The organism is Parafrankia sp. EUN1f, assembly GCF_000177675.1.
GTDB lineage: Bacteria > Actinomycetota > Actinomycetes > Frankiales > Frankiaceae > Parafrankia.
Window position 1 is genome coordinate 14,239 of the sequence record NZ_ADGX01000108.1, and the last position, 14,874, is coordinate 29,112.

A 14,874-nucleotide genomic window follows, 5' to 3' on the forward strand; every position below is an offset into this window, starting at 1 on the left:
GGCAGCGGGCCCCGTCAGCTGGTCCAGAGGGGGTGTGGAGCTGTGCGCGAGGGGCGGACCGCGGTCAGGGAGACCCCGGTTCACGGTCTGGTCGCAGATCTTGTGTCTGGCTGGAACGTGGGCGCTGTCGTCGACCTGGGGGCCGGAACTGGCGACACGCTGGTAGAGATCGATGCCCGGCTCGCGGGAGCGGGTGTTTCCCTGACTGCCGTCGATGTCGACGAGGCCGCGCTGGCCGCGCTGGCCGCTCGGCTGCCGGCCGGCCGGGTCGTCCGCCATGACCTGAGCAGGCCTTTGCCCTTCGCGGACGGTGCGTTCGACGTCGCCGTCTCGCACAACACCTTGGAATGTCTGGTCGAGCCGGCCGCGCTGCTCCGTGAGGTCGCCCGCATCCTGCGGCCGGGAGGACGGGCGGTTGTCGCCCACACGGATTTCGAGACGATTGTGGTGGCGATCGAGAACCGTGATCTCGCCCGCCGTTTCCTGCTCACATATGCGGAGCTGCCGGTTCTCTACGCCAACATGGCCGCGGCCGATCCCTGGATGGGGCGACGACTGGCCGGGCTCGTCCGGAACAGCGGGTTGACCCTCGAATCAGTACATGCGGTCACCAGCGTGCGCACCACATTGTCCGAGGCGACGGAACTGCGTCTTGGGGAGGTGACCGAAGCGGTCCGCCGCTGCGCGGAGGCGGGCAGGGGGCGTGTCGCCGTCGAGGAGATCGCCTTATGGCGGGAACAGCTACGCGCCGCCGACGCCGCGGGGACCTTCTTCTTCAGTGAGACCGCCTTTGTCGTAATGGCGACAAGGCCCGGAAATATGTCCGTTCTATCCGATGGATTCTGAAATGTGCCCGCGGGTGACGGGCGATGGCGTCCTGCCTGTCCGGCCCGTCGTGCCTGTCCGGCCCGTCGTGTTGGTGCCACGTCTGCCGGGGCACTGGCTCGCGCCCCGACGCGGTGGTGCTGCCGTGGGCTAGCGGAGCGTGATCACAGTCTGCAGGTAGGTCGACGGCAGGGCGACGGCACTCTCGGCGCCGCGGTACCGGTCCCAGCGTCGGGCCAGATCGGCCAGCTCGGCCGCGAGCTGGTCACGGCCGGCCTCGTCGAGCGCTTCGAACGCCTTCAGGGTCGGCCCGTACCAGCGGCGGAAGAACACGACGAAGTCCTCGGCGGAGGTGAAGCGGAACGTGCAGGTCTGCTCGACGGACTCGGCTTTCCCGATCGCGCCGCCGAAAAGGTCGTTCAGATGCTCGCGGGTGCCCCACAGCAGCGGGGACGCAACGCCCGCCGGCGGTGGGACGTGCGCGGAGATGACCCGGAACATGTCGCCGATGAAGCCGTCGGGCGTCCAGGACGCGAGGCCGATGGTGCCCGCGGGGCGGGTGACCCGCACCATCTCGGCGGCGGTGCGGCGGTGGTCGGGGGCGAACATCGAGCCGAACACGCTCAGCACGGCGTCGAAGCTGTCGTCCGCGAACGGCAGGTGCTGGGCGTCGGCGACCCGGAACTCGACGTCGAGACCCTCCGCGCGGGCGCGGCTGCCGGCGTCCTGCAGCAGCTCGGGAACGTAGTCGGTGCCGATGACCCGGGCACCCGACCGGGCCGCGGCGATGGCCGCGTTTCCCGTTCCGGAGGCCACATCGAGGACATGCCAGCCGGCGCGGAGATCGGCGGCGTCGGCCAGCAGCTCGCTGGAGAGCACGATGCGGGAGGCGATTCTCGCGAAGTTTCCGCTGGACCACGTCTTCTGCTGACGTGCGGTGATCGCGGCCAGATCCGGTGAGGTCTGGGTGGTGGACATGCTGTGCTCCCCTCGGATGGTCGCCATGCGTGAGGACCTCGGCGACAGGGGTAAGCATGCGTCGCGGGGGAGTGGGTCGACGAGTATCGATCTCGTACTGGTGGCGCTGTCGGGAACTGGATCGACGCCCCCGTTGACGTCTTTGCAATGGGACCATTCGAGTATGGCTGGCCACGTTGAGTACTGCCCGATCGCGGTCGGAGTGGAGATCCTTGGTGACCGGTGGACGCCGCTGGTCATCCGTGAACTGAGCGTAGGTGCGACGGGATTCAACGAGATTGCCCGTGGCCTGCCCAGGCTGAGCCGGACGCTGCTGTCCCAGCGGCTGCGCATGCTGGAGCGCCGCGGGCTGGTGTGGAAGGAGCAGGCGCCGCGGGGTCAGCAGGTGCGCTACTCGCTGACCGCCTCAGGCGCGGCGTTGTCGTCCGTGGTGTGGTCCCTTGGCCAGTGGGCCGCCGAGTGGACGTTCGGCGATCCCACGGACGAGGAGTGCGACGGGCTGACGCTGATGTGGCGGTTGCACCAGTGCGCGAACCCCGGGGCGCTGCCAGCCGAGCGGACCGTGGTCCACCTGGTGCTCACCGGCCCCGGCGCGGCCCAGGGCTGGTTGGACATCGCCGACGGTGTGGTCACCGTGTGCCAGGAAGAGCCCGCGCGTGAGCCCGACCTCGTGATCGAGGGGCCGACCTCGGCTATGCACCGATGGCTGATGAGCGTCGCCACCTTCCGGGAGCTGCGGATGAGCGGGCAGGTGCGGCTGACCGGTCCGGCCGGTCTCGTCCGCCAGTTCCCGGACTGGTTCATCACGTCGATGTTCGCGGAGAGCCTGGGAAGGGCGAAGCAGCGCCAGGATCAGGAAGCCGTCCCGGCCTGAGCCTGGGACTCGGTCTGGGGGTGGTCCGGGGCCTCGCCCTCAGCCTCGTCCTGGGTCTCAACCTCGACCGGGGCGCCGGCCGGGGCGGGGGCGGTGGCGCTGACAGCGGCGTCGTCGGCGGCCGTCTCCGGCGGACTGCCGGCGGCCGGCTCGGGGATCATGATCTCCACGTCGGCCGAGCCGGGGGTCGTGACGGGGGCGGCCGGTGTTGCCGCGTCGGCGACAGCGGCATCGGCTCGGGCGGCCTCCAGGCCCGACATGGTGCGCAGCGGCACCTCGGGCAGGAAGAGCGCGATCAGCACGCCGATCACCACGGTCGCGGCGCCGACCAGGAAGACCAGGTCCATCGCGTCGGAGAAGCCGACCATGAACGGGTGCGCGATGGCCTTCTCGATGTCCTGGAGGAAGCCGGAGTCGTCCAGTGAGCCGCTCGCCGTCACCTGGCGAAGCTGGTCGGGGTGCGCGGCGGCCGCCGCGCCGAACGCGGTGGTGCCAGCGGCGGCCTGGTAGGCGTCGGTGATCCGCTCGGGCGCCGCGCCGAACAGGATCGACAGGAACACCGCGGTGCCGAGCGTTCCACCGATCTGCCGGAAGAAGGTGGACGACGAGGTCGCGACGCCGATGTCACGCGGGGCGACGCTGTTCTGCATCGCCACGACGAGGGTCTGCATGGTCTGGCCCAGTCCGAGGCCGAACAGCAGCATGGCGAGCTCCGTCCGCCACAGCGGTGTGTCCGCGCCGACGAACGACAGCAGGCCGAGTGCGGCGACCATGCACGAGAAGCCGACGAGCGGGTAGACGCGGTAGCGGCCGGTCCTCGCGATCAGGCGCCCGGAGGTCATCGACGCGATCATGACCCCGGCCATCATGGGCAGCAGCAGCAGGCCGGCCTCGGTGGGGGACGCCCCCTTGATGATCTGCAGGTAGAGCGGGACGACGGCGAGCCCGCCGAACATGCCGATTCCGACGATGATCGAGAGCACCGTGCCGACGGAGAACGTCCGGCCGCCGAACAGCCGCAGCGGGATCAGCGCGTCGTCACCCATGTACCGCTCGGCGACGACGAACCCGGCCAGGCCGATGGCGCCGATCACGTAGCAGCTGACGGAGACGGCCGAGCCCCAGCCCCAGCCCCGGCCCCGTTCGGCGACGAGCAGGAGCGGCACGACCGCCGCGATGATCGCGACGGTGCCCCACCAGTCGATGCGGGTGCTGCCCCGCTTCCCGCCCCCGCGCAGGACCCGGTTGACGACGACCAGCGCGATCAGGCCGATCGGGACGTTGATCCAGAAGATCCAGCGCCAGCCGGCCAGCCCGGCCACGCTGTCCTGACCGGCCAGGAACCCGCCGATGACCGGCCCGGCGACGCTGGACGTCGCGAACGTCGCCATGAAGTAGGCCATGTACTTCGGGCGCTGCTGCGGCGACACGATGTCGGCCATGATCGACATCGCGAGCGAGAACAGGCCGCCGGCCCCGAGCCCCTGCAGGGCGCGGAACCCGGCCAGCACGTACATGCTGGAAGCCATCCCGCACAGAACGGAGCCGACGACGAAGATCGAGATCGCGATCAGGAACAGCGGCTTGCGGCCGTAGATGTCCGAGAGCTTGCCGTAGAGCGGCGTGGTGATCGTCGAGGTGATGAGGAACGCGGTGGTCACCCAGGCCTGGGCGGACAGGCCGTGCAGGTCGTCGCCGATGCTGCGGATGGCCGTCGAGACCACCGTCTGGTCGAGCGCGGCGAGGAACGTGCCCAGCAGCAGCGCCGTGACGATGGTCATGATCTGCCGATGGGTGAGCGCTCCCGGTGCCGGCGCGGCGGGCCCCCCTGGCCCGCTCGGCCCGCCAGGCGTGGCGGGCACGGCCGAGGTGGAGGTCGCGCCGGCTGAGCTCATGATCGGCCGTCCTGTTCCTGGTCCGGTCTTGTCGAGGTGTCGGTCTCGGTGTCGGCATCGGACCGGTGTGGCCTGGCCGACCAGCTGGGCTGGTGGATCTCCATCGCGTCGCCGAAGCGGTGCAGCAGGGCCGCGAAGGTGGCGAGGTCCTCGCTGCTCCAGGCAGCGAGCATCTCCTCGTAGCGCTCGTTGCGCACCCTGATGTGGTCCCGGTGGACCTGCCGGCCGGCCTCGGTGACATCCAGGACCACGGCCCGCCCGTCGGCCGGATCGGCGCGTCGCTCCACGAAGCCGTCCCGGACCAGGGCGGCGACCTGCCGGCTGACCGTGGACGGATCCGACTGGACGGCGGCGGCGAGGGCGCCGAGGCGCATCGGGCCACCGGCGGCCAGATAGGAGATCAGGATCTGGGCCGCCCACTCCATGTCATCCCGTGCCCGGGCGAGGAACTGACTGCGGGCGCGGGCGAGCCCGCGGATCAGCCGGGCGACGTCGTCGGCGAGCTGCGCGACCTGGTACCCGCGGTCCGACGGGGTCTCCTGCGCCGTGGTCCTGATCGCCGGGGCTCGTCCGGTGTTCGCCGTGGGGGCAGCGGCTGTCTTTTCGTCCATGGGGCGGTGCTCTTCCTGTGGTCGACTCGCGTGCCTGAAGCCCGGAGTCAGCAAGTTGGGTGCATCATACAATTAGTCTTCTGTGTTGCGCTGACCGAGGTCTGTGTTGCGCCAGGTCGGAGCGCCCCCCGGCCAGGGGAGCGGCGTTACGACGCGAGCGAGCGCAGCATCGTCTCCGCCTTCGCCGACAGCACCTCGGCCTGGGCCAGGAGCGCGTCCGCCCGTGCGTCGAGGGCGCGCTGGGACGCCGCCAGCTCGTGATCGCTGATGACGTCCGCCTGGCCGGCGCCATCGCCCTCGCGGTGCCCGTTGGCACGGTTGTCCGGTCCCGCCGGGTGGCCGGGAGTGTGGTCCCTGGCACGTCCGTCCCCGTTGCGTGCCCGCGCGCGGGCCCGTTCGTCGTCGCCGCCGCGTGCCCGCGAGCGGCCGGCCGGTGGCAGCGACGACAGCGATCCGGCGGGCACCGGCATCGGCACCGGACCGGTCCCGGCGCCGGGTGGCGGCACCGGGCCGAGGCCCGGTCCGGTGCCGTGCGGGACGCGGGTGGAGGGGCGGCCGGTCGTCGAGCGTCGGACCTGCCCGTTGGTTCCGTTCCGGGGCGAGGACGTCACCGAACGCAGCGCACCGGCCGCGGTGCCGCCGGCGGTGCTGCCCGGGGCTGTGCCGCCGGCGACGCGCGTGTCGGCGGCGGCCGTGGTGCCGGGGGCACGGCGGCCGGCACCGACACCGGCACTGGCCGCCCGCATCGTGTTGATGCGGGCATCGAGGTGGTCCCGGTCGTCGACCAGCCGGGCCAGCTCGCAGTGGATGCGGTCGAGGTCGTGGTGCAGGCGGCGGTACTGGCGACGCTGGGCGCGGTCGGTGCTGGCGCGGCGCCCGCGTGCCAGGTCGTCGCGCAGCACCTCCAGGTCGCGGTGCAGCAGATCCTCGAGCCGTGAGAGCTGGCCCTGCGACGTCCGCGCACGCAGCCGGGACATCTGCCCGGTGACCAGCGGCGAGCTGGCCAGGACGCGAACGCCGACGATCATGATCGCGAGGCCCGCGATCTCACCCACCACCGCGAGCGGGCTGACACGGAGCATGCCGCCGAGCAGGAACACGCCGATGGCGACACCGCCGAGGGGCTCCAGCGTCACCGCCGCCGGCAGCGACGCCGGCAGCGGGGCCATCTCATAGGCGCTCTGCAGCAGCAGGCCGCTGGTCAGTGCGACCACGACGACCGCGTACAGCTCCCAGGACCCGACGATCGAACCGACGCCCGAGGTCTCCACGCGACGGCCGACACCGCTCACGAGCGCGCTCTGCAGGGCGGACAGCAGGCCCGCGCCGCCGGCCAGCAGGGTGGCACGGCGCGCCGGGTCCAGCCGGCGGGTGCCCAGCACCGCCCAGGTCGCGAGGCCACCGATCGACAGGCCGGTCAGCAGCCAGCCGACGGTGGTCGCGGCCTCCACCTCGCCCTGGTGCGGGTCCCCGGCGAACAGGAAGGTGCCCAGCCCCAGCGCCGTGGCGATCGCGGCCGCCCAGTCCCGCCTCGGCACCCGTCGGCGGGCCCACACCGCCGCCAGGGGCAGTGCGAAGAGCAGCTGGCAGACCTGCAGCGGCGCGACGAACGCGACCGTGGACCGGGCCAGCGCCGCGGCCGCCGCGAACGTCCCGACCGCGGACAGGAGCACACCGGCGTCCCACAGCGGACGTCGTACGAGCCACAGCAGCAGCCGCAGCCGCAGGACGTCCTCGGGAGGGGCATGGAAGGCGACGCGCTGCTGGATGACCGCGGCGACACCGAAGCAGACCGCGGAACCCAGGCCCAGCAGGTAGGTCATCAGCATGTGTGGTCACGTCCCGCGCCGATCGGCACTGTCAGTGACCATCCTGCCCGATCACGGATCCGCACCGGCACCGTCCCAGAGTGATGCGTCGGGGCATTGTCGCCACCCGCGCCGTGTTGGTTGAGGCGTGTTTGTGCCGTGATCATCCCCGATGTCGGTTCGCGCCTCCTCGCCGGGGTGCGGCAACCCGATGCGCTGACCCGCGCGCCGACCACGGCACGGAACGGTCCGTGGTCCGGTGCGCTGGTGTCGACTGCGGAGGCCATCGTCTCGGAGCATGCCCCACGGCGGAGGCCACCGCCCGGGTGATGCACGCGTGGCGGCACCGGTGGGCCGGGTTCGGGGTCAGCCGGCGGGGCGAACCGGGCCATCCGCGGCCGGACCCGAACCGGGACCCGAACCCGAACCGGGGCCCGAACCCGAACTGGGACCCGGACCTGAACCGGGACCCGGACCTGAACGCCCGCCGGCCAGCAGGCGCTCCTGGGCGTCGACGACGCCCGCCAGGCCGCCCGGGTGCGCGTCGCCGTTCCGGGCGGCCACGGTGATCGCGTGGACCGTCGACGACAGCAGCGCGACCTGTTCGAGTGCGACCTGGTGGGGCGTGCGGCCGTCGGCGCGCCGGCCCAGGGTCGCGTAGAGGCGGGGCAGCGCGAGGTATTCGTCGAGCACCCGCGGTAGATGATCGAGAACGATGCGCTCGATGGCACGGCCCGCGCGGGTGCGGTGCGGGCTGGGCCGGCGGTCCGGTTCCGGCAGATCGAGGAAGGCTTCGACAGCGTCCGCGAGAACGCGGACCGCGTACATCAGGTCCGCTTCGACGGGAACGGCCTGCGCGGACATCGCCGCGATCCGCTCGCCCAGGACCACCCGCAGGTGGGCCGGGCCGCCGGCACCGAGCGGCCCCGCCATCGACGGATTCGGTTCGGATGCGCGGATCGGTTCGGGTGAGGGCCGTGCTTCTGGCGCGGTGTGCGGTTCGGGTGCGGTGTGCGGTTCGGGTGAGATGTGCGGTTCGGGTGAGGTTTGCGGTTCTGACCCTGCGTGTACTTCGGGCGCGGGGTGCGCCTCGGGGGGTGGCTGTGGACGTCCGCGGGTGGGGATCGCCAGGGCGCCGGCGGCGTAGAGGGCGGCGGTCGCGAGCGGCCACAACCCGGCGGGCAGCACGCCGGTGGCGCCGAGCGCGACGCCGCCCAGCGCCGCCACACAGCCGGCGGTGTTGCGGGCCGACCCGAGCCAGGCCAGCGCCCGGCTACTGAACCTTTTCCATCTCACGGGGCACCGCCGGGTGTGCGGTAGGTCGGAGCCGACGACCGAAAAGGCTCACTGAACCTTTTCCATCTCACGGGGCACCGCCGGGGTTGCGGCAGGTCCGAGCCGACGACGGGAAAGGCTCACTGATATCCGCGTATTTCACGAAAGGCCTCGGAGAGTGAGGACGTCCGCGCGTCGAACATCGCGCCGCCGGTCCAGTCCGCGATGGTCCGCATCTCGTCGACGCGGGCGTCCCCGAACACCACGGTGAAGGTCCGCACCGAACGGGCGGCATCCGGCAGGGCCAGATAGGAGGAGTGGAAGGCGTCGGCCGTGGTGCCCTGGTTGTTCTCCCCGTCGGTCATCAGCACGATCGAGGTGAGGGGGGCCACGCCGTCGGCCGGGGCGGCCGCGCTGTCCGCGACGTAGCGGTAGGCGGCCTCCAGCGCCGAGTAGATCGCGGTGCCCGAACCCAGGGTCAGGCCGTCGGCTGCGGCGGAGATGGCGGTGAGGTCGGCCGATCCGGGTTGCGGGTCGTTGACGGTGAACTCCAGGGTGTCGTGCACCGTCCCGCTGAAGGTGATCAGGGTGACCCGTTCACGTTCGCGGAAGCGGGCGAACCGCTGTTCCAGGGTGTCGTCGGTTCCGGTGCCCCTTCCGGTGCTCGTTCCGGTGCCGGCGAGCTCGCGCAGGGTGGAGCGCAGCAGCTCCAGCCGCTCGCCCCGCATGGAGGGGGAGACGTCCAGGACGAAGATCGCGTGGGAGGGGCGGCGGTACTCGTCCTGGTATGCGGCGAGCAGATGGTCGGCGATCTCGCTGGTGGCGGGGAACGGCAGCTGGGCGGGCAGTTCGGGGGCCGGCCACGGGGCCGGGTCGAGGCGCACACCGGGTGTCGCCGGGCGCCGGTAGGTCGTGGTGGCGATCCGGCGCTGGACGTCGGGTGTGCGCAGCCAGCTGACCAGCCGGTCGTAGGCGCCGCGGTGGGCGGCGTCGGCATGCAGGAGCTGCAGCGGGTAGTCCGCGGTGATGACGCCGTCGCGGGGATAGATGATCGTGAGCGGGTCGTCGCGCAGCGCCCCGGCGTTCAGCGCGAGGATCTCCGACTCGTAGTTGATCATCCCGCCGATCGGGGTCGCCGAGCGGACGAACGCGTCGGTCAGCCAGCCGGAGCTTCCGGCGGTGAGCACCTGGCCGGCGAAGAACGACGTCAGCGCGACCGGGTGGATGTCGTCCAGGGTCAGCGCGTCGGACGTGCCGGCGAGCGCGGCGGCGACGCCGACGAGGGCGGAGAACCCCGAGTTGGACGACGACGGGCTGGTCATCGCAAAGGTGAACTCGCCGGTGGCGACCTTCCGCGCGACGTCCGCCCAGGTCACCACCTTGTTGTCGACCCAGCCGAACCGGCGCGCGAGATCGCTGCGGACCCCGAGCACCACCGGGGACATCATCGTGGTCGCGCGGTCGACGATGGTGCGGCTGCGATCCGGGGCGTCACCGAGGGCCAGGCGCAGGTAGCGGTCGGAGGCGAGCCAGGCGGCGTCGGCGTCCGTCGTCCCGGCGGTGATGCGGTCGACGGCGTCGAGGGTGCCGGTGTACTCCAGGGTGACCTGGATGCCCGTCTGGCGGCGGAAGTCGTCCAGCAGCCCGTCGAGGTCACGCAGCTCGGAGCCGGCGAGGATGCGCAGCGTGCCGCCGCCACGGCCGGGATCATCGGGGTCCGTGCCGGCGGACCCCGAGCAGGCGCCGAGCGCGGCGGCCGCGGTGGCGAGGACGATCAGCAGCACGAGCGCGCCGCGCGGCCGGCGGCGGTTCATGTTGTGCCGGTTCTGGTTCTGCCGGTTCATGCTGTGCTGGTTCATGCGGTGCCGGCTCGCGCGCTGCCGGATCATGCGGGGCCGCGTCATCCGGTGCCGGTCCGGTAGGCGTCCGCGATGAGTTCGATCATCAGGTCGGAGATCTCCTGGCTGGGCGGTTCGGCGGTGTTCACCAGCTCGGGCGGCGCCGAGGCCGCGTTCGCGGCGCCCTGCCCGCGCGCCTGCGCGGCGGCTGCCGGGTCGCTGGGACGGAACCCGTGGCGGATGGCCAGCCGGACCAGGTCCGGACTGGTGGAGAGGAGCTTCCCGACCGCGTCACCGGCGTCGGTCAGCGGGACGACGGTGTGCCGGGCGAAGATGGTCGGCTCGGGATAGAGCAGCAGCATGTCGGGGCTGATCGAGCCGTCGGCGGCCCGGACCCGTTCCAGGAACTGCGCTTCGTAGATCATCACCATCGGCGCCTTCCCCATGCCCATGGCGAGGAACTCGTCGAACGGCTCGGCGGTCGAGTTGTCGAGGTAGCCCTGGCGTTCGAACAGGCCCGCCGCGAACTCGGCCTGCCGCTCGGCGGTGGCGCGTTCGGTGACCACCTCGTCGCCGTTCGCCACGTAGCTGACGAGGGCCAGGTAGAGCGCCGCCGAGTTCGAGGTGCGGACGTCCGTCGAGGCGATCAGCACCGAGCGGTCCGTGGGGTACACGGCGTCGGCTCCCGGCAGGTCGGACCACCGCGTATGGTCGCGGACCAGCTTCAGGTAGGCATGCATGTCGAAGGTGGCCACCGGGCCGTCGGTGTGGACCACGCCGGCGCGGGCGAGCAGGTCGGCGATCGGGCGGAAGGTCGCGATCGCCATCGGTGAGTAGAACGGTGAGTACGACCGGGTCAGGCCCCGGGCCTGCTTGATGCGGTCGGCCTGCGGGGTGTTCGCCGGGAACACGAGGTCGTAGGCGTCGAGGTCGGTCCGGGTCGTGATCTCCCGGCTGCCGGCGGTGTCGACGACCAGCCGGTAGCCGGCCCTGGCCAGCACCGAGACCACCTCGGGGTCGGTCAGGAACGACCGCTTCTCCGACCCGACCAGCGCGTGGACGGTCACGAGCTTGTCGTCGCCGGCCGGGCGCAGCCGCGGCACGATCGCGAGCGCGGCGACGCCCGCCAGCAGCAGGACCGCCAACGCGGGTCCGATCACACGGGTCACGCGGGTCAGGCGCACCGCGTGATCGTGATGCATCGGGCGAAGCGCTCGATGTCGGCCCCGCGACAGCGCGCCGGGTGTTCACCGGAACGTCGCCTGATCATTGCTTTCCCGGCGCCCCGGGTTAGCGCGTTGTCCGTGCGTCGGCATCGGTTAGCGCACTGGACGTCCGCCCGACCACGAAAGGAAACGTCTGATCCGTTCCCTCGTCTTCCTTGATTGCTTCGCTGGGTGGCGCGCCGCCGGCGACGGACGCCGGTGCCGCGTTGGAGGATTTGTGGAGCCTCGCGGGCTGGATGCTGCCGGCACGGACGGGTCCGGCGAGCCGTCGGTGGAACCCCGGCGTGGCGTGGGCCGTCGTGGTCTCATCGCCGGTCTCGCCGCCGCGCCGCTGGTCGTGGCCTCGGCGTCGGCCGCCTCGGCCGCCTCGGCCGGGTCTTCCGGGTCGGGTGGCGGCTCGTCGTCGGGCGGGCAGTCGCAGAGCCGGAACCGGATCCTGGTGATCGGGCACCGCGGTGCGTCGGGCTACCGGCCGGAGCACACGCTGGCCTCCTACGAGCTCGCCGCGCGGATGGGCGCTGACTTCGTCGAGCCGGACCTGGTGCCGACCAAGGACGGTCACCTGGTCTGCCGGCACGAGCCGGAGATCGGCGGCACCACGAACGTCGCGGACCACCCCGAGTTCGCCTCCCGGCGCGTGACGAAGCTGCTCGACGGCGTCTCCGTCACCGGGTGGTTCACCGAGGACTTCACCCTCGCCGAGCTCAAGACGCTGCGCGCGAAGGAGCGCCTGCCAGCGATCCGGCAGGAGAACACGATGTACGACGGGCGCTTCGAGATCCCGACCCTCGTCGAGGTGATCGAGCTGCGCAAGCGCCTGTCCGCGGAGCTGCACCGGGAGATCGGCATCTACCCGGAGACCAAGCACCCGACCTACTTCCAGAAGGCCGGGCTGCCCCTGGAGCAGCGGCTGCTGGACCTGCTCAGTCGCAACGGCCTGAACTCGCGCACCGCGCCGGTGTTCGTCCAGTCCTTCGAGACGACGAACCTGCAGGACCTGCGCCGCAGGGGGCTGCGGACGAACGTCGTCCAGCTGCTGAGCGCCAGCGGTGCCCCCTACGACCTGGTCGCCGCCGGTGACCCGCGCACCTACGCGGACCTGATCACCCCGGACGGCCTGAAGAAGATCGCGGGCTACGCGGGCGGGATCGGGCCGGAGAAGAGCATGGTCATCCCGGTCGTGGACGGGAAGCTCGGCACCCCGACCGCGCTCGTGAAGAACGCGCACGCGGTGGGGCTGCTGCTGCACCCCTACACCTTCCGGGCCGAGAACTCCTTCCTGCCGGCCGAGCTGCGCTCGGGCACCGTCGTGAGCGACTTCGGCCGCGGCATCGACGAGCAGGTGGCCTACCTGAAGGCCGGCATCGACGGGCTGTTCACCGACCAGTCCGACGTCGGTGTGCTGGCCCGCGCCGAGGCCGCCAAGGCCTGATCGGGTTCGCCGGTGTGAGCCGGGTGAGCCGGGTGAGCCGGCGGCGGGCCGGGACCGGTCCGCCGCCCGGCATCCTGCGCCTGCCGCCCGTCATCCGGGCCCGTGGTCTGGCCGACGTTCGCGGTCAGACCTTGGTACATCGGCTCAGACCTTGGTACATCGGGTCAGGCCTGGTACAGCTCGGTCTGCTCGACCTGGGCGATCGTCGCGTGCGGCGGCGGCAGGAAACCGAGCTGCACCGTCCGCGGTTTCATCAGGGCACCAAGGAGCCAGTCCGCGGCGACGTAGGCCCGGTTGGTGCCCGCCTTCAGCGCGAGCAGGTGGTAGGCGCGGGTGACCACCGCCGCCGGCAGGCCGGAAAGGCGCAGGCCCACCGGGTTGGCGACCGCGTCGGCCCCGCCGAGGTCGACGACGAATCCCAGGTCACGGTGCTGATAGGGGTGCATCGCCCCGTAGCCCAGTGACGCCGCGATGTTGCGGCCCGCCGCCGTGCCCTGCCGCACGGCGTTCTGCGCGGTCTGTCCCGCGGGAACACCGCCCCGGGTCGAGTCGGGTACGGCCGCCGCGTCGCCCAGGGCGAACATGCCGGCGTGGCCCGGCACCCGGAACCGTTCGTCGACGACCAGCCGCCCCCGCACGGTCTCCGCGCCGAACGAGCTCACCAGCGGATTCGGTGTCACACCGGCGCACCAGACCAGGGTGTGGGTCGCGATGACCTCGCCGCTGGTGAGCGTGACGGAGTCGGGGCGCACCTGCTGGACCGATGTCTTCAGCCGGACCTCCACCCCCCGCTCCCGCAGCACCCGAGACGCCCCGATACCGAGGTGCTCGTCCAGCTCGGGCAGCACCTTCGGGGCGAGGTCGAGCAACAGCCAGCGGACCTGGTCGGACCGCAACCGCGGGAACTGCGCCAGCGCCTTCATGGTGAACCGCCGCATCTGCGCCGCCAGCTCCGTGCCGGTGTACCCGGCGCCGACGACGACGAAGGTGCAGTGCGCCCGGCGTTCGGCCTCGTGCACGGCCGCGTCGGCGTAGGCCATCTGGCGCAGCACGTGGTCACGCAGGAAGACGGCCTCGGCGAGGTTCTTCATCCCCAGGCCGTGCTCGGCCAGGCCGGGGATGTCGAACGTCCGCGTGTGCGCCCCGGGCGCGAGGACCAGCCTGTCCCAGGCCAGGGTGAACGGGACGCCGGCGCGGCTCAGGACGGTGACGTTGCGCGCGGCGGGATCGATCTCGGTCACATGCCCCAGATGCGACACAGTGCGGCGCAACGTCCCGCGGACGGAGACCGCGAGGTGGCGTGGCTCGATGTCGCCGGCGGCCACCTGCGGAAGCAGCGACGTGTAGAGCAGATGGTCCACGGGGGAGACGAGCGCGAGGTCCGCGGCGTGGGCCGGCAGCCGCGCCTCCAGGTACTGGAGCACGCCGAGCCCGGCGTAGCCGCTGCCGACCACGATCACCTTGGGTCGTCGCCGTCCGTCCCCGATCAGGTCGGCCGACGTCAACGCCCTCGGCCGCAGCACCGGAGCCTCCTTGGGCGGTGCGTTCTCGGGACCGGCGTGGCGCCACTGCTCGGTCCGGCGGACGAGACGGGCGATGGTCGGCGAGTTCTTCATCTGCGCACTCCTGACCCCGCGGCCACCGCAGCGGCGCCGACGCGGGCATGGCAAGGGCACGGGTCGTGTAGTTCGGCGTACCGCTACGCGGTCCCTCCCAACCGGACCCGGGTGGATGTGTGGTGGGCGTCGGGTGACTGAACCGTCACTGAACCGGGGCGGGGCACGATGAGGCTCGGACGGGTGCTCCCATCCGCCTGACTCCGATGGGCCGGGCGGGCGGACGGATTGTCCGGCAGGCGCCGGACGAGGCGCGCTCGGAGCGCCGGACCAAATCGGCGGCCGGATCAACAGGAGCCGGACGTACGAGACTCGGACGGAAGGGGTAGGTCATGAAGGCCAGGTACGAAGCGCCCGCGATTGCATCTCAGGGCTCGTTCCGGGACGTCACCCGGGGAGTCTTCGTGATCGTCGGCGGCGGCGGTGGATGGGGCTGGGGCCGCAGCTGGGGTTGGGGCGTGGGGCGGTGGCGTGGGGCTGGGGCTGGGGTGGCGGC

12 protein-coding genes are annotated in these 14,874 nt (G+C 71.9%); 4 read left to right on the forward strand and 8 right to left on the reverse strand.

The features are described 5' to 3' along the window. The first annotated feature begins 42 nt into the window (after positions 1–42). A complete protein-coding gene (locus FREUN1FDRAFT_RS26550) occupies positions 43–846 on the forward strand; it encodes a methyltransferase domain-containing protein (RefSeq protein WP_006543356.1) in 804 nt (267 codons plus the stop codon). A gap of 129 nt (positions 847–975) precedes the next feature. Here the strand turns inward: FREUN1FDRAFT_RS26550 and FREUN1FDRAFT_RS26555 are convergent, their stop codons facing one another. Beyond that, positions 976–1,803, reverse strand: a complete 828-nt coding sequence (locus FREUN1FDRAFT_RS26555; RefSeq protein WP_035953625.1) for a class I SAM-dependent methyltransferase — start codon at positions 1,801–1,803, stop codon at positions 976–978. A 163-nt stretch (positions 1,804–1,966) separates the two neighbouring features. Between FREUN1FDRAFT_RS26555 and FREUN1FDRAFT_RS26560 the strand changes: the two genes are divergently transcribed. Next, positions 1,967–2,677, forward strand: coding sequence for a helix-turn-helix domain-containing protein (locus FREUN1FDRAFT_RS26560; RefSeq protein ID WP_006543358.1), 711 nt, complete (start codon positions 1,967–1,969; stop codon positions 2,675–2,677). Here the strand turns inward: FREUN1FDRAFT_RS26560 and FREUN1FDRAFT_RS26565 are convergent. From FREUN1FDRAFT_RS26565 to FREUN1FDRAFT_RS26590, 6 genes are all read right to left on the reverse strand, one after another. Next, complete coding sequence (locus FREUN1FDRAFT_RS26565) at positions 2,656–4,572, reverse strand: MDR family MFS transporter (protein WP_006543359.1); 1,917 nt, start codon at positions 4,570–4,572, stop codon at positions 2,656–2,658. The two genes, FREUN1FDRAFT_RS26560 and FREUN1FDRAFT_RS26565, sit on opposite strands and share 22 nt — an antisense overlap. Continuing rightward, entirely contained in the window at positions 4,569–5,183 is a 615-nt protein-coding gene (locus FREUN1FDRAFT_RS26570; protein WP_006543360.1) for a MarR family winged helix-turn-helix transcriptional regulator, read from the reverse strand. Before FREUN1FDRAFT_RS26570 ends, FREUN1FDRAFT_RS26565 begins: the two co-directional genes overlap by 4 nt. 146 nt (positions 5,184–5,329) lie before the next feature. After that, the gene (locus tag FREUN1FDRAFT_RS47755; RefSeq protein ID WP_006543361.1) at positions 5,330–7,012 is read right to left on the reverse strand and encodes a DMT family transporter; all 1,683 of its coding nucleotides are present in this window, start codon (positions 7,010–7,012) and stop codon (positions 5,330–5,332) included. 345 nt (positions 7,013–7,357) lie between these two features. After that, on the reverse strand, positions 7,358–8,287 hold the full coding sequence (locus tag FREUN1FDRAFT_RS40145) for a hypothetical protein (RefSeq protein ID WP_006543362.1): 930 nt from the start codon (positions 8,285–8,287) through the stop codon (positions 7,358–7,360). 119 nt (positions 8,288–8,406) lie between these two features. Continuing rightward, positions 8,407–10,125: a VWA domain-containing protein gene (locus tag FREUN1FDRAFT_RS26585; protein ID WP_232295416.1), complete on the reverse strand. Its 1,719-nt coding sequence runs from the start codon at positions 10,123–10,125 to the stop codon at positions 8,407–8,409. A gap of 41 nt (positions 10,126–10,166) precedes the next feature. Continuing rightward, a complete protein-coding gene (locus FREUN1FDRAFT_RS26590; protein WP_369809828.1) occupies positions 10,167–11,288 on the reverse strand; it encodes a hypothetical protein in 1,122 nt (373 codons plus the stop codon). Between the two features lie 313 nt (positions 11,289–11,601). Between FREUN1FDRAFT_RS26590 and FREUN1FDRAFT_RS26595 the strand changes: the two genes are divergently transcribed. Beyond that, positions 11,602–12,762, forward strand: coding sequence for a glycerophosphodiester phosphodiesterase (locus FREUN1FDRAFT_RS26595; protein ID WP_232295417.1), 1,161 nt, complete (start codon positions 11,602–11,604; stop codon positions 12,760–12,762). 164 nt (positions 12,763–12,926) lie between these two features. On the opposite strand, the gene FREUN1FDRAFT_RS26600 is transcribed toward FREUN1FDRAFT_RS26595, so the two are convergent. Then, entirely contained in the window at positions 12,927–14,378 is a 1,452-nt protein-coding gene (locus tag FREUN1FDRAFT_RS26600) for an NAD(P)/FAD-dependent oxidoreductase (protein WP_006543366.1), read from the reverse strand. A 332-nt stretch (positions 14,379–14,710) separates the two neighbouring features. Here FREUN1FDRAFT_RS26600 and FREUN1FDRAFT_RS44295 point away from each other — a divergent pair. Beyond that, positions 14,711–14,874, forward strand: a 164-nt coding sequence (locus FREUN1FDRAFT_RS44295; RefSeq protein ID WP_006543367.1) for a lasso RiPP family leader peptide-containing protein, incomplete at its 3' end; no start/stop codon positions are given.